Origin of the sequence: Neomesorhizobium albiziae, from assembly GCF_900114255.1 — a bacterium.
Classification (GTDB): domain Bacteria; phylum Pseudomonadota; class Alphaproteobacteria; order Rhizobiales; family Rhizobiaceae; genus Neomesorhizobium; species Neomesorhizobium albiziae.
Genome location: NZ_FOSL01000007.1, coordinates 178,654 through 202,345 on the forward strand (window position 1 = coordinate 178,654; position 23,692 = coordinate 202,345).

21 protein-coding genes and 1 tRNA gene are annotated in these 23,692 nt (G+C 62.4%); 18 read left to right on the forward strand and 4 right to left on the reverse strand.

The features are described 5' to 3' along the window. Positions 1-25 precede the first annotated feature (25 nt). The 13 genes from F3H98_RS13985 to F3H98_RS14040 all read left to right on the forward strand — a co-directional run bounded on the left by F3H98_RS13985 (position 26) and on the right by F3H98_RS14040 (position 11,669). The gene (locus F3H98_RS13985; RefSeq protein WP_149760760.1) at positions 26-1,396 is read left to right on the forward strand and encodes a glutamine synthetase family protein; all 1,371 of its coding nucleotides are present in this window, start codon (positions 26-28) and stop codon (positions 1,394-1,396) included. 51 nt (positions 1,397-1,447) lie between these two features. After that, complete coding sequence (locus F3H98_RS13990) at positions 1,448-1,852, forward strand: helix-turn-helix domain-containing protein (protein WP_149760761.1); 405 nt, start codon at positions 1,448-1,450, stop codon at positions 1,850-1,852. Continuing rightward, positions 1,849-2,268, forward strand: a complete 420-nt coding sequence (locus F3H98_RS13995; RefSeq protein WP_149760762.1) for a type II toxin-antitoxin system VapC family toxin — start codon at positions 1,849-1,851, stop codon at positions 2,266-2,268. Before F3H98_RS13990 ends, F3H98_RS13995 begins: the two co-directional genes overlap by 4 nt. 18 nt (positions 2,269-2,286) lie before the next feature. Further along, on the forward strand, positions 2,287-3,672 hold the full coding sequence (locus F3H98_RS14000) for an aldehyde dehydrogenase family protein (protein ID WP_149760763.1): 1,386 nt from the start codon (positions 2,287-2,289) through the stop codon (positions 3,670-3,672). A gap of 73 nt (positions 3,673-3,745) precedes the next feature. Beyond that, positions 3,746-4,918 carry an iron-containing alcohol dehydrogenase gene (locus F3H98_RS14005; protein WP_149760764.1) on the forward strand — a complete coding sequence of 391 codons (1,173 nt, stop codon included), beginning with the start codon at positions 3,746-3,748 and terminating at the stop codon, positions 4,916-4,918. Positions 4,919-5,194: 276 nt separating this feature from the next. Then, positions 5,195-6,301 carry an ABC transporter substrate-binding protein gene (locus F3H98_RS14010; protein ID WP_149760765.1) on the forward strand — a complete coding sequence of 369 codons (1,107 nt, stop codon included), beginning with the start codon at positions 5,195-5,197 and terminating at the stop codon, positions 6,299-6,301. A gap of 93 nt (positions 6,302-6,394) precedes the next feature. Then, complete coding sequence (locus F3H98_RS14015) at positions 6,395-6,763, forward strand: endonuclease domain-containing protein (protein ID WP_149760766.1); 369 nt, start codon at positions 6,395-6,397, stop codon at positions 6,761-6,763. A 76-nt stretch (positions 6,764-6,839) separates the two neighbouring features. After that, entirely contained in the window at positions 6,840-7,757 is a 918-nt protein-coding gene (locus tag F3H98_RS14020; protein WP_149760767.1) for an ABC transporter permease, read from the forward strand. Between the two features lie 46 nt (positions 7,758-7,803). Next, the gene (locus tag F3H98_RS14025; RefSeq protein ID WP_149760768.1) at positions 7,804-8,598 is read left to right on the forward strand and encodes an ABC transporter permease; all 795 of its coding nucleotides are present in this window, start codon (positions 7,804-7,806) and stop codon (positions 8,596-8,598) included. A gap of 14 nt (positions 8,599-8,612) precedes the next feature. Beyond that, positions 8,613-9,677: an ABC transporter ATP-binding protein gene (locus F3H98_RS14030; protein WP_149760769.1), complete on the forward strand. Its 1,065-nt coding sequence runs from the start codon at positions 8,613-8,615 to the stop codon at positions 9,675-9,677. 268 nt (positions 9,678-9,945) lie between these two features. Further along, complete coding sequence (locus tag F3H98_RS14035; RefSeq protein WP_149760770.1) at positions 9,946-10,827, forward strand: endonuclease/exonuclease/phosphatase family protein; 882 nt, start codon at positions 9,946-9,948, stop codon at positions 10,825-10,827. Next, entirely contained in the window at positions 10,824-11,006 is a 183-nt protein-coding gene (locus F3H98_RS31760; RefSeq protein ID WP_244621719.1) for a hypothetical protein, read from the forward strand. Before F3H98_RS14035 ends, F3H98_RS31760 begins: the two co-directional genes overlap by 4 nt. A gap of 69 nt (positions 11,007-11,075) precedes the next feature. Beyond that, positions 11,076-11,669, forward strand: a complete 594-nt coding sequence (locus tag F3H98_RS14040; protein WP_244621720.1) for a DMT family transporter — start codon at positions 11,076-11,078, stop codon at positions 11,667-11,669. Between the two features lie 84 nt (positions 11,670-11,753). On the opposite strand, the gene F3H98_RS14045 is transcribed toward F3H98_RS14040, so the two are convergent. Together F3H98_RS14045 and cpdR are read right to left on the reverse strand one after the other, a co-directional pair. Then, a tRNA-Val gene (locus F3H98_RS14045) sits at positions 11,754-11,828 on the reverse strand. A 213-nt stretch (positions 11,829-12,041) separates the two neighbouring features. Beyond that, positions 12,042-12,404 carry a cell cycle two-component system response regulator CpdR gene (gene cpdR / locus F3H98_RS14050; protein ID WP_008835384.1) on the reverse strand — a complete coding sequence of 121 codons (363 nt, stop codon included), beginning with the start codon at positions 12,402-12,404 and terminating at the stop codon, positions 12,042-12,044. Between the two features lie 297 nt (positions 12,405-12,701). On the opposite strand from cpdR, the gene F3H98_RS14055 reads away from it, so the two are divergent. The 3 genes from F3H98_RS14055 to F3H98_RS14065 all read left to right on the forward strand — a co-directional run bounded on the left by F3H98_RS14055 (position 12,702) and on the right by F3H98_RS14065 (position 15,206). Next, complete coding sequence (locus F3H98_RS14055) at positions 12,702-13,592, forward strand: N-formylglutamate amidohydrolase (RefSeq protein ID WP_188130424.1); 891 nt, start codon at positions 12,702-12,704, stop codon at positions 13,590-13,592. 211 nt (positions 13,593-13,803) lie between these two features. Further along, entirely contained in the window at positions 13,804-14,595 is a 792-nt protein-coding gene (gene hisN / locus F3H98_RS14060) for a histidinol-phosphatase (RefSeq protein WP_149760772.1), read from the forward strand. A gap of 101 nt (positions 14,596-14,696) precedes the next feature. Next, the gene (locus F3H98_RS14065; RefSeq protein ID WP_149760773.1) at positions 14,697-15,206 is read left to right on the forward strand and encodes a DUF1579 domain-containing protein; all 510 of its coding nucleotides are present in this window, start codon (positions 14,697-14,699) and stop codon (positions 15,204-15,206) included. Positions 15,207-15,236: 30 nt separating this feature from the next. On the opposite strand, the gene F3H98_RS14070 is transcribed toward F3H98_RS14065, so the two are convergent. Then, positions 15,237-16,193 carry an alpha/beta fold hydrolase gene (locus tag F3H98_RS14070; RefSeq protein ID WP_149760774.1) on the reverse strand — a complete coding sequence of 319 codons (957 nt, stop codon included), beginning with the start codon at positions 16,191-16,193 and terminating at the stop codon, positions 15,237-15,239. Between the two features lie 575 nt (positions 16,194-16,768). On the opposite strand from F3H98_RS14070, the gene F3H98_RS14075 reads away from it, so the two are divergent. Beyond that, positions 16,769-17,236: an Hsp20 family protein gene (locus tag F3H98_RS14075; RefSeq protein WP_149760775.1), complete on the forward strand. Its 468-nt coding sequence runs from the start codon at positions 16,769-16,771 to the stop codon at positions 17,234-17,236. 72 nt (positions 17,237-17,308) lie between these two features. Here the strand turns inward: F3H98_RS14075 and F3H98_RS14080 are convergent, their stop codons facing one another. Beyond that, on the reverse strand, positions 17,309-18,358 hold the full coding sequence (locus F3H98_RS14080) for a threonine aldolase family protein (protein WP_149760776.1): 1,050 nt from the start codon (positions 18,356-18,358) through the stop codon (positions 17,309-17,311). A 469-nt stretch (positions 18,359-18,827) separates the two neighbouring features. On the opposite strand from F3H98_RS14080, the gene gltB reads away from it, so the two are divergent. Next, positions 18,828-23,561, forward strand: coding sequence for a glutamate synthase large subunit (gene gltB, locus F3H98_RS14085; protein ID WP_149760777.1), 4,734 nt, complete (start codon positions 18,828-18,830; stop codon positions 23,559-23,561). The last annotated feature ends 131 nt before the right edge of the window (positions 23,562-23,692 follow it).

The following is a 23,692-nucleotide window of genomic DNA, read 5'->3' on the forward strand; positions in this document are numbered from 1 at the left end:
CCCATCACGCCGGAGTAAGAAAAGAATGGCTGGAAATTTTTCATTCGATGCGTTGAAGAAGGCGGTTGCGGCCGGCGAGGTCGACACGGTGCTGGCTTGCGCCGTCGACATGCAGGGCAGGCTCGTCGGCAAGCGGTTCCTGGCGAAATATTTTGTCGATTCCGCGCATGACGAGACGCATGGCTGCAACTACCTCCTGGCCAACGACATCGATATGGAACCGGTCCCCGGCTACAAGGCGGCCAGCTGGTCGAAAGGCTATGGCGACTTCGTCGTGAAGCCCGACCTCGCGACGCTGCGGCTGATCCCGTGGCTCGAAAAAACGGCGCTGGTGCTGTGCGATATCCTCGACCATCATACCCATGCCGACCTGCCGCATTCGCCGCGCGCCATCCTGAAGAAGCAGGTGAAGCGGCTGCGGGATCGCGGCTATCTCGCCTACTTCGCCTCCGAGCTGGAATTCTACCTGTTCTCGGAAACCTATGATTCGGCGCGTGAAAAACACTGGCAGAACCTCGGCACCGCATCGCCCTATATCGGCGATTACCTGATCGGCATCACCACCAAGGAAGAAGGCGTGATGCGCCGGCTTCGCAACGAGATGGAAGCGGCCGGCATCCCGATCGAGAATTCCAAGGGCGAGTGGGGGCCGGGCCAGGAAGAGATCAACGTCCGCTACGCCGAAGTGCTCGAGATGGCCGACCGCCATGTCATCCTGAAGAACGGCGCCAAGGAAATCGCCGTCAGCGAAGGCAAGGCAATCTCCTTCATGGCCAAGTACAATTACGGCCTCGCCGGCAACTCCAGCCACATCCACAATTCGTTGTGGAGCGCCGACGGCAAGACACCGCTGTTCTACGATAAGAATGCCAAGTGGACGCTGTCGACGCTCGGCCGGCAATGGTCGGCCGGCCAGCTCAAATACGCCAAGGAGTTCACCTGGCTTCTGGCCCCCTACATCAATTCCTACAAGCGCTTCCAGTCCGGCACCTTCGCGCCGACCAAGATCATGTGGAGCGAGGACAACCGTACCGCCGGCTTCCGGCTCTGCGGTGAGGGCACCAAGGGCATCCGCATGGAATGCCGTATCGGCGGCGCCGATCTGAACCCGTATCTCGCCTTTGCGGCGCTGATCGCGGCGGGCCTCGCCGGCATCGACGAGAAACTCGAGCTGCAGAAGCCGTTCGTCGGCGACGCCTATCAGGCCTCGCGCCTGCCGGAGATCCCGAAAACCCTGCGCGAAGCCACCGACACGATGGCGAAGTCGAAAATGCTGAAGGCAGCGTTCGGCGCGGAAGTGGTCGAACATTATGTCCACACCGCCCGCTGGGAGCAGTTCGAATACGACCGCCGCATTACGGATTGGGAACTGCATCGCGGGTTTGAGAGGTATTGACATTATGACAACGTTGTGAAATGTTGTGATGCTGAAACCGGAGGTGCGGCAATGACTCTCAACGTTGACAAGCAATGGTTTGTGGATCGGTTGGCCGAGAAGGGGCTGAGTCTGCGAGAAGTTGCCAAAAAGCTCGACATGGATCCTGGCGCACTGTCCCGAACGCTCAGCGGAAAGCGGAGAATGCAGCTTCCTGAGGTTGACAAAATCGCAACGGTTCTAAACGTTCCACCTGAAATTGTGCTCGCACATTCAAAGGGTATGGATAGTGTTGCTTCGAATAAGAACAGCAAACCCGAAGCAATTCAGACGTCGGAGCGTTCCAAGGTCGGCAGGCACCCCGGCTTCGGCTTCATGAAGGGGTTGATCACCTTTGAGAAGGGGTTCGATGTCACGAAGCCGTTCTCCGACGAGCCCTGGGATCGGGGTTATCTTGGCGAAGGCGACCGTAAGTGACCGAACGGCCGAACCTTTTGCTGGATACCTGTGCGCTCCTCTTCGTTGCGAACGGGACGAAGATCGAGGATCAGGCTGAGACGGAGATTTCCGAGGCCGCCTATGACGGTCGCCTCTACGTGTCTCCTATGTCTGCCTGGGAGATTGGCGTCGGCGTCGCGAAGAACCGCCTGAAGCTCCCGCTCGACCCGCTTGAATTCTTCAATCGGTTCCTGAAGCTGATGACGGCTCAGCTCAGCGCCGTCTCGCCTGAGATACTGGTCGGCTCTTCGAACCTGCCTGGGGCGATTCACGGCGATCCGATGGACCGCATTCTGATCTCATCCGCGCGCCATCTCGACATGGTGTTGGTGACGCGCGACGGCCCTATCCTGGACTACGGCGCCGACGGTCATCTGCGCACACTTGCCTGTTAAATATTTGGAGACCTGGCTTTGGAAACGGTAAAACTGAAATCCCCCATCGACGGTTCGATCCATGTCGAGCGGCCCGTCGCCACCGATCAGGCAGTGAACGCCGCTGTCGAGCGGGCGCGCGCGGCACAGGCCGACTGGGCGAAGGTGCCGGTCGCCGAGCGCGCCAGCTACATGCTCAAGATGCTGGAGGCGCTCGTCGCCATGAGCGACGAGATCGTGCCGGAACTCGCCTGGCAGATGGGCCGTCCCGTGCGCTACGGCGGCGAGTTCGGCGGCGTCAAGGAACGCACCCAATACATGGTTGAGATCGCCGAGCGCGCGCTGGCGCCGGTGCCGGCGTCCAACCCGAAGGACGGCTTCCGCCGTTACGTGAAGAAGGACCCGCTCGGCGTAGTCATGGTGATCGCGCCGTGGAACTATCCCTACCTCACCGCCGTCAACACCATCGTGCCGGCGCTGATCGCCGGCTCCACCGTCATCCTCAAGCACGCCGCCCAGACGCTTCTGGTCGGCGAACGCTTCGCCAAAGCCTTCGAGGCAGCCGGCCTGCCGAAACATGTCTTCCAGAACCTGGTGCTCAACCACGCACAGACCGAGAAGCTGCTTGGCTCGGGCAAGATCGACCACGTCAACTTCACCGGCTCGGTCGCCGGCGGCCGCGCCATCGAAAAGGCGGCGGCGGGCACCTTCATGACGCTGGGGCTGGAACTCGGCGGCAAGGACCCAGCCTACGTGCTGCCCGACGCCAAGCTCGACCATGCCGTCGCCAACCTCGTCGAGGGCGCGTTCTTCAATTCCGGCCAGTGCTGCTGCGGCATCGAGCGCGTCTATGTGCACGAGAAGATCTATGACGACTTCGTCGAAGGGTTCATCGCCGAGACGAAGGGCTATGTGCTCGGCAACCCGCTGGAGCAGGCAACCACAATGGGGCCGATGGCGCAGGCGCGCTTCGCCGATTTCATCCGCGAGCAGAAGGCCGAAGCCCTGCGCAAGGGCGCGACCGCGCACATGAACACCAAGGCGGAAGGCGATAAAGCAGGTTCGCCCTATCTTCCGGCCGAAGTGCTCACCAATGTCGATCACCAGATGAGCGTCATGCGCGAGGAAAGTTTCGGGCCGATCGTCGGCATCATGAAGGTGCGGGGCGACGAGGAGGCGATCGCTTTGATGAACGACAGCCCCTACGGGCTTACCGCCTCGATCTGGACCGCCGACACCGAACATGCCGTTGCGATCGGCGACCGCGTGGAGACCGGCACCGTGTTCATGAACCGCTGCGACTATCTCGACCCCGCGCTTGTCTGGACCGGCGTCAAGGACACCGGCAAGGGCGCGGCGCTCTCGCAGATCGGCTACGACAACCTGACCCGACCGAAGAGCTATCATCTGAGAGAGGTGATCTAGCTGGCTTGCCATGAACCACCACCCCCTCTCGGAGAGGGGGACTTTTCAACATATCTGAAGGCTGTCACGCCCCATGTCCAAACTTGTCTCCAAATGGAACTATCCCACCACCGTCCGTTTCGGCGCCGGCCGCATCTCCGAGTTGCCTGACGCGCTCGCCGCCACCGGCATCAAGCGGCCGCTGTTTGTCACCGATCCGGGCCTGGCAAAACTACCGGTCGTCGCCTCGACGCTGAAAATCCTCGACGATGCCAAGGTGCCCTACGGCGTTTTCTCCGACGTCAAGCCGAACCCGGTGGAATCGAACCTCACCGCAGGCATTGCCGCGTTCAGACAAGGCAAGCATGACGGCGTCATCGCCTTCGGCGGCGGCTCGGCGCTCGATCTCGGCAAGCTGATCGCCTTCCAGGCAGGGCAGACGCGTCCGGTGTGGGATTTCGAGGATGTCGGTGACTGGTGGACACGCGCAAACTCCGACGCCATCGCGCCAATCATCGCGGTACCGACCACAGCCGGCACCGGCTCGGAAGTTGGCCGCGCCGGCGTCGTCACCAATGAAGAGACCCACACCAAGAAGGTCATCTTCCACCCCAAGCTTTTGCCCGCAATCGTGATTGCCGACCCGGAGCTTTCGGTCGGCATGCCGCAATTCATCACCGCCGGCACCGGCATGGACGCCTTCGCGCACTGCCTGGAAGCCTACTGCGCACCGGGCTATCACCCGATGGCCGACGGCATCGCGGTGGAAGGCATCCGGCTGGTGTTCGAAAACCTGCCTAGGGCCTATGCCAACGGCAAGGACCTGACCGCCCGCGCCCATATGATGAGCGCTGCCGCAATGGGGGCTGCCGCCTTCCAGAAAGGCCTCGGCGCGATCCATTCGCTGTCGCACCCGATCGGTGCGCTCTACGACACCCATCACGGCATGACCAATGCGGTGTTCATGCCCTATGTGCTGGCCTTCAACCGCGACGCCATCGAGGAACGCATCGCGCGCCTTGCCGCCTATTGCCGCATCAGGGGTGGTTTCGACGGTTTCGCCAGGGCGGTCATCAAGCTGCGCAAGGAACTCAACGTGCCGCATGCGCTGCCCGGCCTGATCAAGGGCCTCGACATGGACAAGAAGCGCAAAGGTCTGATTGCCGACATGGCGGTGGTCGATCCCACCGCCGGCGGCAACCCGGTGAAGCTCACCAAGAAGGCGGCGCTCGGCTTGCTTGAAAATTCCATCGCCGGAACGGTTTGATCGCCATTTTGGCGGTCAAACTTCTTTGCCGGCTATTGGAGGACGTGCTTAAATACCACCAGGGGAAACAGGGAAGGGGAGGAACGGACTGAACATACAAGTCGATGGCGCCCGATCTACTAAGGGATGCGGCGCCAACATTTGCCTGTAACCAAGAAAAGTAGTTAACTTTTTCAGCGCGGGCGGGTCGGTGTCATACCATTTTCATCCGACTGTCATTTGACAGCGGTAACGGCTTCGCAGGCGCCGATCGGCGTCAGTTCAACGGAGAGACACATGTTCAAATTCACGGGAAAGGTGCTTTCCCTCACGGCTTCCGCACTTCTGGTGACTTCGGCTATTTCGTCGGCGCAGTCCATGGACGAGTTGGTTGCTGCGGCGAAGGCCGAGGGCCAGCTCACCACCATCGCGCTGCCGCACGACTGGTGCGGTTATGGCGCGGTCATCGAAGCGTTCAAGGCCAAGTACCCGGAAATCACCGTCAATGAGCTCAACCCGGATGCGGGTTCGGGCGACGAGATCGAGGCGATCAAGGCCAACAAGGACAACAAGGGTCCGCAGGCGCCCGATGTCATCGACGTCGGCCTCTCCTTTGGACCGCAGGCCAAGGCCGAAGGCCTGATCCAGCCCTACAAGGTTTCGACCTGGGATTCGATCCCCGACTCCGTCAAGGATGCCGACGGCTATTGGTATGGCGACTATTACGGCGTTCTGTCCTTCCAGGTGAACAAGGACCTGGTTCCCAACGCCCCGGCGGACTGGGCCGATCTGCTCAAGGACGAATACAAGAATTCAGTGGCGCTGGCGGGCGATCCCCGCGCTTCCAATCAGGCGATCCTCGGCGTCTATGCGGCCGGCCTGTCCAAGGGTGGTGCCCCTGGCGAAGCGGCTGGCACCGCTGGCCTCGACTTCTTCAAGGAACTCAACGCCAAGGGTAATTTCGTTCCGGTCATCGGCAAGTCGGCAACGCTGGCACAGGGTCAGACGCCGATCCTGATCACCTGGGACTACAACGCCCTCGGCGGCCGCGACACGTTGAACGGCAATCCGCCGGTCGACGTCATCGTGCCGAAGACCGGCGTGGTCGCCGGCGTCTACGTTCAGGCGATCAGCGCCTATGCGCCGCACCCGAACGCAGCGAAGCTGTGGATGGAGCATCTCTATTCCGACGAAGGCCAGCTCGGCTGGCTCAAGGGATATTGCCATCCGATCCGCTTCAACGATCTGGCCAAGAACGGCAAGATCCCGCAGGAAATGCTGGACAAGATGCCGCCGGCAGCGGCCTACGAGGCCGCGATCTTCCCGACGCTTGACGACCAGGACAAGATGAAGGCGGCCATCACCGGCAACTGGGACAAGGTTGTCGGCGCCAACGTGCAGTAACAATAATAGCCATCATCGCTGCAAAGCTGGCGGTGATGGCGCAACGTGCCTCCCTCCCCCTTGTGGGGAGGGATTGAGGGTGGGGGTATTGTGATGGCGCCAAGCGCCATAGACCCGGCGACCATCAGCAGAGCCCGGACGTTGCGCAAGCGCATGACGGCTGGGGAGCAGAAGCTTTGGTCGGAGTTGCGCGAGTTCCGTAGGTATTACGGAATTCATGTTCGAAAACAGGCGCCGATCGGACCCTATGTCGTCGATTTCGTCATCCATGACAAAGGGCTTGTGGTCGAGGTAGACGGAGAACATCATTGCTTGCCCGACCAGATAATGAGCGACCGGCGCCGCGATGAATGGTTGGCAGGACAGGGGTATCGTGTCTTGCGCCTGACCACAGGCGAGCTCGGTGAATCCTTCGACGGTTGTATCGAGGAAATACTGAAAGAAATCGGGTTGATGAAATGATTGTGTTCTTGACCCCCACCCCTATCCCCTCCCCACAAGGGGGAGGGGGATACCGGCTCCGGCGGTGCCCAGGCGCATGACAGATATCAGCCTTTCCGATCCGGCCATGGCCCGAAAGACGGCGCCGCCAGCCGAAGCGCGCTCCGTGCGCCTTCCCACGCAGTGGATAGGTGTCGCGCCGTTCTTCATTTTCGCGGTGCTGTTTCTGATCCTGCCGACGATGTACCTGATTGTCGGCGCGTTTCAGGATCGCGACGGCGGGTTCACGCTGACGAACATCTTCAAGCTGTTCGAGCAGCCGACGATCCGCCAGTCCTACATGGTCTCGATCAAGATCAGCCTGTGGTCCGCCGTTCTCGGTGCGCTGGCCGGCCTCGGTATCGCGCTGGCGATCGTCCGCGGCGGGCTTCCCGAATGGGTTCGTTCGTCCACCATGACCTTCTCAGGCGTCGCGTCGAACTTTGCCGGCGTTCCGCTTGCCTTCGCTTTCCTGGCAACGCTTGGACGCCTCGGCCTGGTCACCATCCTGTTGCGCGACCTCTTCGGCTTCAACCTCTACGCGACCAGCTTCAACCTTTTGTCGTCCTGGGGCCTGATCGCGGTCTATCTCTATTTTCAGATCCCGTTGATGATCGTCATCATCACACCCGCCCTCGACGGTATAAAGAGGGAGTGGGGCGAAGCTGCCGCGACCCTCGGTGCCACCAACTGGCAGTACTGGCGCATGGTGGTTATCCCGGTGCTCTGGCCGAGTTTTCTGGGCACCGTGATCCTGCTCTTCGCCAATGCCTTCGGCGCCATCGCGACGGCCTATGCCTTTACCGGTTCCTCGCTCAACATCGTGCCGATCAGCCTTTACGCGCAAATCCGCGGCGACGTCCTGGGCGACCCCAATCTCGGCTACGCGCTCGCCTTCGGCATGATCTTCATCACCGGGCTCGCCAATATCTTTTACATCTGGTTCAGGACCCGCTCCGAGAGGTGGCTGAAGTGATGGACGCGCGTCTTCTGCTTCCCCCGCATCTGCGAGAGGCCATGCCATGAAAAAGCGCGGAGCATGGTGGGCCTGGCTCACCTTCTTTGTTGGCGCGGTCTATTTCATCGTGCCGCTCATCGCCACGTTCGAATTTTCCATGCGCATGAAGCGCGGCGAATATTCGTTCGAGGCCTACCGGGTCGTTTTCGCCAGTTCGCAGTTCCAGCAGACCTTCACCTATTCGGTGATCGTGGCCATCTTCACCATCCTGCTTGGGGTGTTTATCGTGGTGCCGACGGCCTACTGGGTACGCCTGCGCATGCCGCATCTGCGGCCGATCGTGGAGTTCATCACGCTGCTGCCGCTGGTCATTCCGGCCATCGTCATCGTTTTCGGCTATATCCGCATGTACGGCACCAACTCCTGGCTGCCGTTCCTCGGCACGATCACCGGCACCAACGTCCTTTTGGTCATCGGCTACTCGGTTTTGGCGCTGCCCTACATGTACCGCGCGGTTGACACCGGGTTGCGCACGATCGACGTGAAGACATTGACCGAGGCCGCGCAGATCATGGGCGCCGGCTGGCCGACCATCATCGGGCGCGTCATACTGCCTAACGTGCTGATCGCGGTGCTGTCAGGGGCGTTCCTGACTTTCGCCATCGTGCTTGGCGAGTTCACCATGGCCTCGCTGCTCAACCGTCCGGCCTTCGGGCCCTACATGCAGAACCTCGGCGCCAACCGCGCCTATGAACCGGCAGCACTTGCCATCATCGCATTCCTGCTCACCTGGGGCTGCATGACAGCCATCCAGTTCCTGGCGCGCTATGCGCCGAAATCCGCCAACCGGCCCAATTGAGAAAAGAGAACCCGATGGCAGATTCATTCCTCTCCATCCAGAACGTGAAGAAATCCTTCGGCGACGTCACCGTCGTCCAGGACTTCAATCTCCATGTCGAGCCCGGCGAATTCGTCTCCTTCCTTGGGCCGTCGGGATGCGGCAAGACCACGGTGCTCAGAATGGTCGCCGGCTTCGAGGAACCGACCGCCGGCAAGATCATGGTCGCGGGCAAGGACGTCACCAATCTGAAGCCGAACAAGCGCAATGTCGGCATGGTGTTCCAGGCCTATGCGCTGTTTCCCAACCTGACCGTCGCGCAGAATGTCGCCTTCGGGCTGAAGGTCGCCGGCATGCCCAGGGCCGATCAGGAAAAGCGCGTCGCCGAAATGCTCAATCTCATCAAGCTGCCGCAGCTTGGTGATCGCTATCCGTTCCAGCTTTCCGGCGGCCAGCAGCAGCGTGTCGCGCTGGCGCGCGCGCTGGCGCCGATGCCGAAGCTGCTTTTGCTCGACGAGCCGCTGTCGGCGCTCGATGCCAAGGTGCGGGTTTCGCTGCGCGAGGAAATCCGCTCGATCCAGAAAAGCCTCGGCATCACCACGATCTTCGTCACCCATGACCAGGAAGAGGCGTTGTCGATCTCCGACCGCATCGCGGTCATGTATGGCGGCAAGGCCGAACAGGTCGGCACGCCCTTCGAGATTTACAACCGCCCGGCGACCAAGTTCGTCGCCAACTTCGTCGGCACGCTCAACGTGCTGGAAGGCACCGTCAGCGACGCCGCCAACGGAACAGTACGCGTCAACGCGCAGGAGGTCGCCCTCAAGGGCAAGCTAAACGGCTCCAGGAACGGCGATACGCTTTCACTGGCGCTGCGGCCGGAGGCGATCACGCTCGGCCGCAGGCCGGGCGCTGACGCCAGCCTGTCCGGCGAAATCTCCGAAGTGCATTTCCTAGGCTCGGTCATCCGGGTGCGTGTCGGTGTCGGCGGCAGCACCGTATCGCTCGACACCTTCAACAACCCGAGCACGCCGCCGCCGGCCGTCGGTCAGAAGACCGACATCAGCTTTGCTTCCAACGATCTGCTGGTGTTGCACTAGAAGATCAGGCCTCCTTCGCCCCGCCAGCGGCGAGAAGGTCCGGTAGGGGGTGAGAAGCGGCGCTCGCCTTCGGCGCACTGGCCCAAGCGATTGATGCAGCCATGCTCGTTGCGCCGGCTAAGTTAAGAGGCTAGTTCCGCGAGCTTCTTCCTAACGCATGTCGCCCGAAAGTGTTCTCGGTTTCGGGAGAACGACGTGCTCAACAAGAAGCTGCAGCGCGGCGGCCGAATCCCGTTCGGCGTGACGCGATGTAGGGATCGCGGGACGCTTGAAGCTCGTCAGCTACAACATCCAGTATGGCTTTGGCGCGGACGGCCGCTACGCGCTCGAACGCGCCGCCGAGGTCGTGGCGGGCGCCGACATCATCGCGCTGCAGGAGGTCGAACGCCACTGGCAGCGCACCGGTGAAGACGACCAGCCGGAAATGCTCGGCCGTCTCCTGCCCGACCATTACCGGGTCTATGGACCAGCGTTCGACATGGACGCCAGCACGCACGGGGATGGCCGCATCGTCAACCGGCGGCGTCAGTTCGGCACCATGCTCCTGTCGCGGCTGCCGATCGTCTGGTCGAGGCTGCATCTCCTGCCGATGCGGCGCATGACGGCGCGCCTCAACACGCAGAACCCGGCGCTAGAATGCCTGATCCGCACACCGGCCGGGCCTATCCGCTTCCTTTCGCTGCATCTTGCCCACATCGACGCGGATGAGCGCCTGGAGCAGCTCGACTTTCTCCACGGCCTGCACCGCAGGGCGACGGGCGCGGGCGGTCCGTGGAGCGGCCTTGACGATGAAACGCACCGCAACTGGACGAATGGCGAGCCGGAGCCCGAATGCCCGCTGGAAGCGGTCTGGATGGGCGATTTCAACAGCGAGCCCGGCAGCGCGGAGTACCGGCGGATGACGGATGACGCCGGTGCGTCTGAAGGCTTCGTCGACGCTTTGGTTGCGGCGGGCCAGACGCCGGACGCGCAGTTCACCCATGTCAGGCAGTTCGAAGGCCGCATCCAGAAGCGGCGGCTCGACTACTGCTTTGTGAGTTCAGCGCTGGCATCGCGGGTGCGCTCCACCCGCGTCGACAACGACGAGGTCGCTTCCGACCACCATCCGGTGTGGACCGATATCGATCTCGAAATGCCGGCGCCGGAATGAGCCTATCCGTGTTTCTGGCGGTTCTCGCCGCCGCCGCCATGCACGCAAGCTGGAACGCGCTGATCAAGGTACGCGTCGACCGCTTCGCCTCGATCTCGCTGACATCGCTCGGCATGTCGCTCGCCGCCTTGCCGGTGCTGCCGTTCGTGGCGGTGCCGGATCCGCACGTCTGGCCGTAGATCGTTACGTCCCTGACTATTCATATAGGCTACAGGCTTTTCCTGATCCTCGCCTACGAAGCCGGAGATTTGGCCCAGACCTACCCACTGGCGCGTGGCGCCGCACCGCTGATGACAACCGTCGGCGGCATTTTTCTGATCGGCGAAATTCCGGGGCAGCTCGCCATCGCCGGCATCGTTCTTCTGTCCGCCGGCACGTTTTTGATGTCGGTTCGCGGCGGGTCCGGCCTCGGCAAGCTGGACAAGCGCGCCGTCGGCTTCGCGCTTGCCACATCGATATTCGTGGCCAGCTACACGCTGACCGACGGAAGCGGCGCAAGGCTTGCCGCTTCGGCGTCCAGCTATGCCGCGTGGCTGTTCCTGTGCGACGGGCTGGTGTCGATCACCATCGGCTTCTTCTACCGGGGGCGGCGTCTGCTGGCGATCATGGCGAAGGAATGGAAGATCGGCATCCTCACCGGCGTGCTGAGCGCCGGTTCCTACTGGATCGCGATGTGGGCGATGACAAAGGCGCCGATCGCCTCGGTCGCGGCGTTGCGCGAAACATCGATCCTGTTTGCGCTCGCCATCTCGCTGGCTGTGCTCGGCGAAAGAATGACGAAATGGCGGATCGCCGCGGCGTTTTGCATTGTGGCTGGCGTGGTGGCGCTCAGGCTCGGTTGAGATGCCGGCGCCCGCGCGCTGTGCGCCGAAACCGCGCGCAATCGTGCAACCGAAGTTGTGCTGCAAAATCTAGACTGGGAAGGATGGTGGGCGTGACAAGGATTGAACTTGTGACCCCTGCAATGTCAATGCAGTGCTCTCCCGCTGAGCTACACGCCCATCCGATGCCGCGCATACACCATTTTTGTTTGGGCGCGTCAATAGCTGGTTTGGCTGAAAAAGGCAGGCTGCGGCGACCTGTCCGGTCGGTCCGCGATGGAGGCTTTTTGCCTGCTCAGAGCATTTTGCAGCCAGGTGGAATCACTTGGCGTCCGCACAAATGCGGCTAAACAAACAGATGAGCGGAATGCCGGTTCAACCCATGTAATCCGCTCAGGCGGCCTGCAGCATCTTCTCGACCTCGTTGACGAGATCGCGCAGATGGAAGGGCTTCGACAACACCTTGGCGTCCTTGGGCGCCTTGGAATCGGGATTGAGCGCGACCGCGGCAAAGCCGGTGATGAACATCACCTTCAGGTCGGGATCGATCTCGGTGGCGCGGCGGGCAAGTTCGATGCCGTCCATCTCGGGCATCACGATGTCGGTCAGAAGCAGCGAGAACGGTTCCTCGCGCAGCCGCTCATAGGCGCTGGCGCCGTTGTCGAAATCGCTGACGTCGTAACCTGCCCGCTCCAGCGCCTTGACCAGAAAGCGGCGCATGTCGTCGTCGTCTTCAGCCAGCAGAATTCTTGCCATCGTTCCCGTCCGAATCAGAAAGCCGGTCCGCGCGACGCAGCCCGTTAACCATGTCTTCTATATGAAGAGCCGAGGGTAAACATCAAGTGAATGCTGGTGCCATGGGCCGCAACTTACGCATGGAAAACTACGGCATCGGCCCGAAAATCGGATTCGATTTTCGGAAAGCACGATGCCCAGATAAATCATAGAGCGTGCAGAAACGTGCAGCGCTCTATGTGTACTGGACAGGCAGGCGCTGCGATGGCAGGCTCCAGACACCATGAAGTGCGATGTTCGTCAGTGCAGGCAGGTATCATGACGGTAGCGGAGGATTTCTCAGGCGTTCGTCCGTTCGAAACTCGCAGTCCCGCCGAACAGCGCGTCCCCTTCGTCTTCAACTCTCCGCACAGCGGCCGTCACTATCCCGAGCGCTTTCTCTCCATGGTGCGGCTCGACCGCAACGCGATCCGCCGTTCGGAAGACTGTTTTGTCGACGAGTTGTTCGGGGGTGCCGTGGTGCTCGGCGCGCCGCTTCTGGCCGCCAATTTCCCGCGCGCCTATCTCGACGTCAACCGCGAGCCCTGGGAACTAGACCCGCGCATGTTCGCCGAGCCGGTGCCTTCCTATGCCAACATCCGCTCGGCGCGGGTCGCCGGCGGGCTTGGCACGGTGCCGAAGCTGGTCGGCGAGGGGCTCGACATCTATCCCGCCCGGCTGCCCTTGTCGGAAGCGGTGGATCGCATCGAGACCATCTACAAGCCCTATCACGAGCAGCTGAAGCGGCTGGTCACCCGCACCCACGCCCGGTTCGGTTTCGCCATCCTGGTCGATTGCCATTCGATGCCGGCATCGATCCGCGTCGGCGAGAACGGCATGCGGCCGGATTTCATCATCGGCGACCGCTTCGGCGCCTCCGCCTCCGCGGTGCTCACCGAACATGCGATCGGCCTGCTGGTCGCCATGGGTTATACCGTCGCCCACAACAAGCCATATGCGGGCGGCTTCATCACCGAACATTACGGCCGGCCGGCAAAGGGCCTGCACACGCTGCAGATCGAGGTCAACCGCGGTCTTTACATGAACGAGCGCACGTTCCAGAAATCGGTCGGATTTGACGCGCTGGCCGAGGACCTGGGGCGCTTCGCCGCCGACCTCATGGCCTTGCCCGAGCATCATTTCTACGGGCTTCCGCTGGCCGCGGAATAACCAGATTAAAACGTTTCGGCCTGAAAAAAGACCGCATCGTTTGCACGACGCGGTCGAAGTCTAGGGAGGAAACGCCCAAGGAGGGCATGGATGGGAACAACCCATCCGATTGATACTCTATTGTGCGCTGCACAAATGTCAATTGGCTTTTTTAATTCACTCTTATGTGTCAATTCAGTTTGATGGCTGGACCAGCACCGATCGGGGCATCATGACCAACGCAAAACCGGATGTAAGCGCGGCGTTCTTCCGCAAGATGGCCGACGCGGCGGCGGGCGAGACGATGCCGCGCTTCCGGCAGCAGGGTGCGGTTTCCAACAAGCTGAAATCGGGCTTCGACCCGGTCACCGAGGCCGACCGCGAAGCGGAAAAGGCGATCCGCGCCGTCATCAAGGCCCGGTATCCCGACCACGGCATTCTGGGTGAGGAGTTCGGCGCCGAAAACAGCTCCAGCCGGAATATCTGGGTCATCGATCCGATCGACGGCACGCGCTCCTTCATCTCCGGCCTGCCGCTGTGGGGAACCCTTGTCGGGCTGACGGTCGACGGCGATGCGGTCGCCGGCATGATGGCGCAACCCTTCACCGGCGAACTGTTCTACGCCAACGAGAGCGGCTCCCACTATGAAGGGCCGAACGGAAAACGCAGCCTTGCAACCCGCAAGACGGTTGCGCTCGAGGACGCGACGCTGTGCACGACAACGCCGGCGCTGTTCCTCGGCGGTCGCCGCGACGCCTACAACCGGCTGGAATCGGCCGTGCGCCTGCCGCGCTACGGCACCGATTGCTATGCCTATGCGATGGTTGCCGCCGGTCATGTCGATCTCGTCGTCGAGGTCGGGCTGCAATCCTATGACATCGTGGCGCTGATCCCGATCATCGAAAAGGCCGGCGGCATGGTGACCAACTGGGAGGGCGGGCCGGCCGAGAACGGCGGCGAGATCATCGCAGCCGCCACGCCCGAACTGCACGAAGCGGCCTTGAAGGTTCTGCACGAAAAATAAGCTGCAAAAGTCAGCATTTTGAAAACCTTACTGCTGACAGATCGCTGTCAGCAGCCCTGAGCTAGTGTCCTTCGACAGCAGATATCGAGGGGACCGCCAGCATGCCGCAGTTTTCAGCCACCCGCGACGCCAACACGCCGAATGACGGGCGTGCCGATTTCGATCCCTTGTTCGGGCGCTGGAATGTCCATCACAGGCGGCTGCAAAAGCGGCTTGAGGGCGACACCAACTGGGACGAGTTCTCCGGCGTCAGCGAGATGCGGCCGCTGATGGACGGCCTGGGCAATGTCGACGACAACCTTTTGGAATTGCCCTCCGGCACCTACCGCGCGGTGACGCTGCGCACCTTCGACCCTGCGACGAAACTGTGGTCGATCTGGTGGATCGACGGCCGCAATCCCTCGGTCATCGACGTGCCGGTGCGCGGCGCCTTCAAGGATGGCGTCGGCATTTTCGCCAGCGAGGACACCTTCAACGGCCGGCCGATCATCGTCCACTATATCTGGTCCGAAATCACCGCGAACACCGCGCGCTGGCAGCAGGCGTTTTCCCCCGACGACGGCAAGACGTGGGAATTCAACTGGGACATGCGGTTCACGCGAGCCGATTAACCGCCTGACGTGCGCCGGCCCAAGGCCAAATCAAACCCCGCTGTCGGTTCCCGGCACAAAGGCATCGAACGCGGCGAGCGCCTGCTCGCGGAAGATGTCGGCTTCCTGCAGGATCTCGTGGCGGGCGCCGTCGATGGTGAGCACCGTTCCGGAACGCAGCCGCGATGCATAGTCCTCGATGGCGCGGGTCGACACCACATCGTCGGCGCCGGCCGCGATGAACAGCGACGGAATGCGGATTTTCGCCATGAATTCCGGGTCCCGCACACGTTCGGCAGCCACGCTCGCCGCATGAATCCAGGCGGCAGTGGGGCCGCCCAGCCCAAGCTCGGGAAATTTCCGGTAGATATCGGTGTTGCGGGCGTAGCGGCGCCGGTCGGTGGTAAGCACGTTTCCGGCAAAAGGCGCAGGATCGCGCGTCTGCGGGCCGCCGCCGATATAGAGCTGGCCGAGCCCCGTCCAATTGAGAAACCCGCTCAGCCGGCGGACCGACTTCATCGACAGCGACGTCTTCTTCAATTCCAGGAACGGTGCGATCAGCACCATCCGGCGCACCCGGTTGACCATGGCGGGGGCTGCCAGAAGTGCCACCAGCGCGCCGGTGGAATGGGCAAGCAGGTAGAACGGGCTGCGGCAGTCGGGCAGCACGATCTCGTCGAAAAACTGTTCCAGATCACGCACATAGCTGTCGAAACTGTCGACGTGGCCGCGCATGGGGTCGCCAATGAGTCGGTCGGAACCGCCCTGGCCGCGCCAGTCGAAGGTTGCCACTGTGAAGCCCCGGGTCTGCAGATCGCCGATGGTCTCGAAATATTTCTCGATGCATTCGTTGCGGCCGGGCAGCACGATGACCGTACCCTTCACGGGACGCCCGTTCACGCCGAACCGGGCATAGCGGATCTGCTTGCCGTCCCGCGCCTTGAAAAACCCGGAAATCGCCTGCTCGGGCTGCGGGTTCTCCGGGATGTCGATCAAAAGCTCGGTCATCGATGGGGCGGTTTCCGGCGGCAGCGCGTGGTTGGATTTTCCACTGGAGGGTTCGATCCAGATAAAAAGCCGATTGCCAAAAAGCAAAGGAATTCCGTGATCTGGCGGCCTGGGCGGCGCGAAAAGAAAAGGCCGGAAGCCGCATGGTGCGTGCTTCCGGCCTCTATCGATCCGGGAGGAAGGGACGTTACACCCGGCTCGAACCCTGTGGCGATCCCTTGTCTGTGGTCGCCTTTTTCGATGTTGGGATGGATTTTAACGTCCGTCGCCTGAACGCAGGCCGAAGGCGCGGTTCATTTTCCGTTCATTTCGACAATGCATGTCGCGCAAAAGTGTGCAGCGGTTTTGCGATAACGACATGCCAAAAGCAAAAAGCTGCGCGGCCGCCACAGCGCATCCGACGCGCCGCGCCGCAGGCTTCCCGGCGGGGAAAAAATGCCTTGAAATCGCGGGCAGGGCTTCCCAAATCAACGTTGCGGCCGCCGAAAACCGGGGTCGCTGGCTCCCGGAAACGCCTGAACAGGGTTTTCGACCAGCCATACGCAAACCATGTTGCTCAGCAGGAGAACAAACCCATGCGTCATGTTGATTTTTCGCCGCTCTATCGTTCCACCGTCGGCTTCGACAGGCTCTTCACCATGCTCGATTCGCTTGCGCAGCCGGAAGGCGCGCAGACCTACCCGCCCTACAACATCGAGCGCACCGGCGAGGATTCCTACCGGATTTCGATGGCGGTCGCCGGTTTCTCGGACGAGGAAATCTCGATCGAAGCCCACCGCAACGTGTTGACCATCAAGGGTGAACGCAAGGACGAGGGCAATGGCGAAGGCTCCGAGCTGCTCTATCGCGGCATCGCCAGCCGTGCTTTCGAGCGCCGCTTCCAGCTTGCCGACCACGTCGAGGTGACTGGCGCCAACCTCAAGAACGGCCTCCTTCACATCGATCTCAAGCGCAGCATTCCCGAAGAGCTGAAACCCCGCAAAATTGCGATTTCGGCCGCTCCGGCGAACGCCAAGCAGATCGAAGCCAAGACCGCCAACTAAACCTGGCAGGATTTCTTGAAGGAAAAGGCGGCGCTTTCGGGCGCCGCCTTTTTCATTTCAGGGTGTGCTTTCTCAGGCGATCAGCGCGCCGAAAGCGTCGACTTCCTCCACGGTGGTGGCGAAGCTTGTGACGAAACGGTAGATCGCCTCGCCCTCCGGGAGATCGCCATCGAAGCTCTGCGGAAGGCCCCATTCATGGAACCTGGCCCCCGCCGCCCGTATCCGTTCAGCCTTCTCGCGGGTCAACATCGCAAACACCTCGTTGGCCTGCGGTTCCCAGGCCAGACGCACGCGGTTTGAGGCGCGCAGAGTGTCCGCCAGCCGTGCTGCCATCGCGTTTGCGTGGCGCGCCGTCTCAAGCCACAGATCGTCGGCCAGATAGGCCTCGAACTGCGCCGCCATGAAACGTGACTTGGAAAAGAGCTGGCCCGCCCGCTGGCGCAGAACCTGCAGGTCGCGGCCGAGTTCAGGGTTGAGCACGACGACCGCCTCGGCCATCCAGCAGCCGTTCTTGGTGCCGCCGAACGAGACGATATCGACGCCGTTTTTCCAGGTCATCTCCGCTGGCGTCACCTCGAGCGCGGCGAGCCCGTTGGCAAAGCGCGCGCCGTCCATATGCAGCGGCAAGCCGTGCTTCTTCGCCACGGCTGAAACAGCGGCTATATCGTCAAGCCCATAGACCGTTCCGATTTCGGTCGCCTGGGTGATCGTCACCGCCATCGGCTGGCCGGCAGGCGCGAGATCGTGGGAGAAGCGTGTGATGGCGCGATCGAGCGCTTTCGGGTCGATGCGGCCTAACCCGCCTGCAACCGGCAATGTCCGCGCGCCATCGGTGAAAAACCCCATCGCGCCGAATTCATCGACGGTCATGTGCGCTTCGGCATGGCAGAAGGCGACGCCGCCGATGCGGTTGCAGACGGACATGGATAGCGCGTTGGCCGCCGTGCCCGTCGCAGTGAAGAAGACCGCGACCTCGCGCTCGAAGATTTCGCTGAAGCGTTGCGAGACTATTTTGTCGAGCTCGCCGTTGCCGTAGGCCGGCTCGTAGCCCGCGGCATGGGCCGAAAGGCTTGCGGCAATCCTTGGATGGGCGCCAGCCCAATTGTCAGAGGCAAAAATCATGGAGTCCCGGTAAGTTGCCGTGTGGGAAATGTCGCCCGCTTCTATCATGTAGAAGCGCGCGGGAAACCGTCACACCAGCAAAAAACCAGCGGTCCACCGGTGTCCGGTTGCGCCATGATGTTGCAAGATCGGGCCTCCCGGCGAAACATTCTTACGCCGTTCCCCGATAAATTTTGCATTTCGGTCTTGTGCGCTACCCGAATCTCTGTCATAAAAAAATTAGGACAGCACTACTGTCTTATTTATCTCGATGAAGCTGGCCGGATCTGGCGTATAGTTCGCCGTCCGGCCTTCGCTGCGAGGCCCTACGGCCTTCGCTGCGAGCGGTGGCTGGCAGGATGCCCGGTTCGTTCGGTGCGGTCCGCCAAGCTTTCGCAAGACATGAAGCGTGACGTATGCTGGCTGGCGCCTGTTGCGGCCTGCCTGAAGGATGGAACGCCCGAAAGGGAATGTGAACGGAGGAAAGACGATGACGGAGATGACGCCATCTGTAACGACTGCAGCAATGCCGGCCGTGCAGACGAAAGCGGCTTCCGTCAAACGCGCCGCCAATCCCGCTACCGGCAACGCGCCGCAGGCCCAGGGCCTTTACGATCCGCGCAACGAGCATGACGCCTGCGGCGTCGGCTTCATCGCGCAGATGAAGGGCGTGAAGTCGCACCAGATCGTCAAGGACGGCCTGGCGATGCTGGAGAACCTCACGCATCGCGGCGCCGTGGGCGCCGACCCGCTGATGGGTGACGGCGCCGGCGTCCTGGTGCAGATCCCCGATCGCTTCTTCCGCGAGGAAATGGCCGGGCAGGGCATCGAGTTGCCGCCGGCCGGGCAATACGGCGTCGGCCACTGGTTCATGCCGCGCGATGCCGAACTGCGCGCCCATATTGACGAGATCATCCGTGAATCGGCGCAGTCCGAAGGCCTGCCGCTGATCGGTTTCCGCGACGTGCCCGTCGACAACTCCTCGCTGTCGAAGGCGCCCGATATCGCCGCGGCGGAGCCTCATCATCGCCAGGTGTTCATCGGCCGCACGCCAGACATCGACGACGACGAGGAATATGAGGCGCGGCTCTACCTGCTGCGCAAGGTCATCTCCGGTCGCTTCTATGCGGAAAACAACAACCGCGATATCGGCGCCTACTGCGTGTCGCTGTCGGCGCGCACCATCGTCTACAAGGGCATGTTCCTGGCCTACCAGGTCGGCGCCTACTACAAGGATCTCACCGATCCGCGTTTCGAGACGGCGCTGATCCTCGTCCACCAGCGTTTTTCCACCAACACCTTCCCGTCGTGGAAGCTGGCGCATCCCTACCGCATGGTCGCCCACAACGGCGAAATCAACACGGTGCGCGGCAACAACAACTGGATGGCGGCCAGGCAGGCGTCCGTCGACAGCGAACTGTTCGGCAACAACATCTCCAAGCTGTGGCCGATTTCCTATGAAGGCCAGTCGGACACGGCCTGCTTCGACAACGCGCTCGAATTCCTGTTCCAGGGCGGCTACAAGCTCGCGCATGCGATGATGATGCTGATCCCGGAAGCCTGGGCCGGCAACAAGCTGATGGATGCCGACCGCAAGGCTTTCTACGAGTATCACGCAGCGCTGATGGAGCCGTGGGACGGTCCCGCCGCCGTGGCCTTCACCGACGGGCGCCAGATCGGCGCGACGCTCGACCGCAACGGCCTGAGGCCGGCGCGCTACATCGTCACCGACGACGACCGGGTGATCCTGGCGTCGGAGGCCGGCGCATTCACCGTGCCGGAAGAAAAGATCGTCAGAAAGTGGCGGCTGCAGCCCGGCAAGATGCTTTTGATCGACCTTGAAAAGGGCCGCATCATCTCCGACGACGAGATCAAGTCGCAGATCGCCTCGCGCCACCCCTACCAGACCTGGCTCGCCAACACCCAGCTTATCCTGGAAGAGTTGAAGCCGGTCGAACCGCGCGCGCTGCGCAAGGACGTGACGCTGCTCGATCGCCAGCAGGCGTTCGGCTACACGCAGGAAGACACCAAGCTCCTGATGTCGCCGATGGCGACGACCGGGCAGGAAGCGGTCGGCTCGATGGGCACCGATACGCCGATTTCGGCGATGTCGGACAAGTCGAAGCTGCTCTACACCTACTTCAAGCAGAACTTCGCCCAGGTCACCAACCCGCCGATCGACCCGATCCGCGAGGAACTGGTGATGAGCCTGGTGTCCTTCATCGGGCCGCGGCCGAATATTTTCGACCTCGTCGGCAATTCGCGGCGCAAGCGCCTCGAAGTGCGCCAGCCGATCCTCACCAATGGCGATCTGGAGAAGATCCGCTCCATCGGCCACACTGAGGACCGTTTCGACACCAAGACGATCGACATCACCTATGCCTCCACGGAAGGTGCTGCGGGCATGCAGGGCGCGGTCGACCGGCTCTGCGACCGTGCCGAGGCGGCGGTCGCCGGCGGCTACAACATCATCATCCTGTCAGACCGCCAGGTCGGGCCGGACCGTATCGCTATCCCGGCGCTGCTTGCCACCGCGGCGGTGCATCATCACCTGATCCGCAAGGGCCTGCGCACCGCCGTCGGGCTGGTGGTGGAGTCGGGCGAGCCGCGCGAGGTCCATCATTTCTGCTGTCTCGCCGGCTACGGCGCCGAAGCGATCAACCCCTATCTCGCCTTCGACACGCTGCTCGACATGCACAAGCGCCGCGAACTGCCGGAAGAGGTCGACCAGTACGAGGTGGTTTCGCGCTACATCAAGTCGATCGGCAAGGGCATCCTCAAGGTGATGTCCAAGATGGGCATCTCGACCTACCAGTCCTATTGCGGCGCGCAGATTTTCGACGCGATCGGGCTGCGCACGGATTTCGTCGACAAGTACTTCTCCGGCACGGCGACGACCATCGAAGGCGTCGGGCTGGAGGAAGTGGCAGGCGAAACGGTGAGCCGCCACCACGACGCGTTCGGCGACGACCCGGTGCTGAGGAATGCGCTCGACGTCGGCGGCGAATACATGTTCCGCATGCGCGGCGAGGCTCACATCTGGTCGCCCGACGCCGTCGCAACCCTGCAGCACGCCGTGCGCAAGGGCTCATGGGAGACCTTCAAAGAATACTCCCGCGAGCTCGACAACGAGACGGCGAGGGCGCAGTCCATCCGCGGCCTGTTCAGGATCAGGAAGGCCGAGGAGACCGGGCGCAAGCCGGTGCCGCTCGACAGCGTCGAGCCGGCGGCCGACATCGTCAAGCGGTTCTCGACCGGCGCCATGTCGTTCGGCTCGATCAGCCGCGAAGCCCACACCACGCTCGCCATCGCCATGAACCGGATCGGCGGCAAGTCGAACACCGGCGAGGGCGGCGAGGAACCGGACCGCTACCTGCCGCTGCCCGGCGGCGGAGCCAACCCGGAGCGCTCGGCGATCAAGCAGGTGGCTTCCGGCCGCTTCGGCGTGACGGCGGAATATCTCGTCAACTCCGACATGATGCAGATCAAGGTCGCGCAGGGCGCCAAGCCCGGCGAGGGCGGCCAGCTGCCCGGCCACAAGGTCGACGCGACAATCGCCAAGACAAGGCACTCGACGCAGGGCGTGGGCCTGATCTCGCCGCCGCCGCATCATGACATCTATTCGATCGAAGATCTGGCGCAGCTGATCTACGACCTGAAGAACGTCAACCCGGCGGCCGACGTTTCGGTCAAGCTGGTCTCGGAAGTGGGCGTCGGCACGGTGGCGGCGGGCGTGGCCAAGGCGCGCGCCGACCACATCACCATCTCCGGCTATGACGGCGGCACGGGTGCGTCGCCGCTGACCTCGCTGAAGCATGCAGGCAGCCCGTGGGAAATGGGTCTTGCCGAGACGCACCAGACGCTGGTGCTGAACGGCCTGCGCTCGCGCGTGGCGCTGCAGGTCGACGGCGGCTTGCGTACCGGTCGCGACGTCATCATCGGCGCGTTGCTGGGCGCCGACGAATTCGGCTTCTCGACCGCGCCGCTGATCGCGGCCGGCTGCATCATGATGCGCAAGTGCCACCTCAACACCTGTCCGGTCGGCGTCGCCACCCAGGACCCGGTGCTGCGCAAGCGCTTCAAGGGCACGCCCGAGCATGTCATCAACTTCTTCTTCTACGTGGCCGAAGAGGTGCGCGAGCTGCTGGCGGCGATGGGCTACACCCATCTCGACGAGATCATCGGCGAAACCGACCTCGTCGAGAAGCGCGACATGATCGACCACTGGAAGGCAAGGGGTCTCGACTTCTCGAAGGTGTTCTTCAAGCCGGATGCGCCGCGCGAGGCCATCCACTGGACCGAACGGCAGAAGCACCCGATTGACGATGTGCTCGACCGCAAGCTGATCGAACAGGCCAAGCCGGCGCTCGAAGCCCGCCAGCCGGTGACGATCGAGGCCGACATCCGCAACGTCGACCGTTCGGTGGGCGCCATGCTGTCGGGCGAGGTCGCCAGGCGCTTCAGGCACAAGGGGCTGCGTGAGGACACCATCTCGGTGCGGCTGACCGGCACCGCCGGCCAGTCGTTCGGCGCCTTCCTGGCGCGCGGCGTGTCGTTCGAGCTGATCGGCGACGGCAACGATTATGTCGGCAAGGGACTGTCGGGCGGCCGCATCGTCATCCGTCCGCCCGAAAACTCGCGCATCGTGGCCGAGAACTCCATCATCGTCGGCAACACCGTGCTCTACGGCGCGACCGAGGGCGAATGCTATTTCCGTGGAGTCGCCGGCGAGCGTTTCGCCGTGCGCAACTCGGGTGCGGCGGCCGTCGTCGAGGGCGTCGGCGACCATGGCTGCGAATACATGACCGGCGGCGTGGTGGTGGTCATCGGCCAGACCGGCCGAAACTTCGCGGCGGGCATGTCGGGCGGTGTGGCCTATGTGCTTGACGAGGAAGGCGATTTCGCCATGCGCTGCAACATGGCGATGGTCGAGCTGGAACCGGTGCCGGAGGAGGATTACCTCCTGGAGAAATTCCACCATCACGGCGGCGACATCGACCACAAGGGCCGTGTCGACGTTTCCGGCGACATGACCAGCCACGACGAGGAGCGGCTGCACCAGCTGATCTCCAACCATGTGCACTTCACCGGCTCGACCAAGGGCAAGGCGATCCTCGAGGACTGGGCCAACTACCGGCCGAAGTTCCGCAAGATCATGCCGGTGGAATACAAACGCGCGCTGGAAGAGATGGCGCGCGCGCGCATGAACGTCGCGGCGGAATAGCGTGTGAGCGCGGCCGGGAAGCGGGGCTTCCCGGCGCCTGCCGATCAGCAGCAAATTTTGAAGCCCGATCCCTGGCGGTTGTCATTGTGACTGGATGGGATTAACGGGTGCGGCGGTAACCCCGCCATGTG

Bases quoted from the DNA above. Each gene is read 5' to 3' on its own strand.
- F3H98_RS14025 (WP_149760768.1), top strand. From the start codon at position 7,804: ATGAAAAAGCGCGGAGCATGGTGGGCCTGGCTCACCTTCTTTGTTGGC.
- cpdR (WP_008835384.1), bottom strand. From the start codon at position 12,404: ATGGCAAGAATTCTGCTGGCTGAAGACGACGACGACATGCGCCGCTTT.
- F3H98_RS14070 (WP_149760774.1), bottom strand. From the start codon at position 16,193: ATGACCGAGCTTTTGATCGACATCCCGGAGAACCCGCAGCCCGAGCAG.
- F3H98_RS14015 (WP_149760766.1), top strand. From the start codon at position 6,395: ATGGCGCCAAGCGCCATAGACCCGGCGACCATCAGCAGAGCCCGGACG.
- gltB (WP_149760777.1), top strand. From the start codon at position 18,828: ATGACGGAGATGACGCCATCTGTAACGACTGCAGCAATGCCGGCCGTG.
- F3H98_RS13990 (WP_149760761.1), top strand. From the start codon at position 1,448: ATGACTCTCAACGTTGACAAGCAATGGTTTGTGGATCGGTTGGCCGAG.
- hisN (WP_149760772.1), top strand. From the start codon at position 13,804: ATGACCAACGCAAAACCGGATGTAAGCGCGGCGTTCTTCCGCAAGATG.
- F3H98_RS14005 (WP_149760764.1), top strand. From the start codon at position 3,746: ATGTCCAAACTTGTCTCCAAATGGAACTATCCCACCACCGTCCGTTTC.
- F3H98_RS13985 (WP_149760760.1), top strand. From the start codon at position 26: ATGGCTGGAAATTTTTCATTCGATGCGTTGAAGAAGGCGGTTGCGGCC.
- F3H98_RS14080 (WP_149760776.1), bottom strand. From the start codon at position 18,358: ATGATTTTTGCCTCTGACAATTGGGCTGGCGCCCATCCAAGGATTGCC.
- F3H98_RS31760 (WP_244621719.1), top strand. From the start codon at position 10,824: ATGAGCCTATCCGTGTTTCTGGCGGTTCTCGCCGCCGCCGCCATGCAC.
- F3H98_RS14065 (WP_149760773.1), top strand. From the start codon at position 14,697: ATGCCGCAGTTTTCAGCCACCCGCGACGCCAACACGCCGAATGACGGG.
- F3H98_RS14020 (WP_149760767.1), top strand. From the start codon at position 6,840: ATGACAGATATCAGCCTTTCCGATCCGGCCATGGCCCGAAAGACGGCG.
- F3H98_RS14075 (WP_149760775.1), top strand. From the start codon at position 16,769: ATGCGTCATGTTGATTTTTCGCCGCTCTATCGTTCCACCGTCGGCTTC.
- F3H98_RS14010 (WP_149760765.1), top strand. From the start codon at position 5,195: ATGTTCAAATTCACGGGAAAGGTGCTTTCCCTCACGGCTTCCGCACTT.
- F3H98_RS14055 (WP_188130424.1), top strand. From the start codon at position 12,702: ATGACGGTAGCGGAGGATTTCTCAGGCGTTCGTCCGTTCGAAACTCGC.
- F3H98_RS14030 (WP_149760769.1), top strand. From the start codon at position 8,613: ATGGCAGATTCATTCCTCTCCATCCAGAACGTGAAGAAATCCTTCGGC.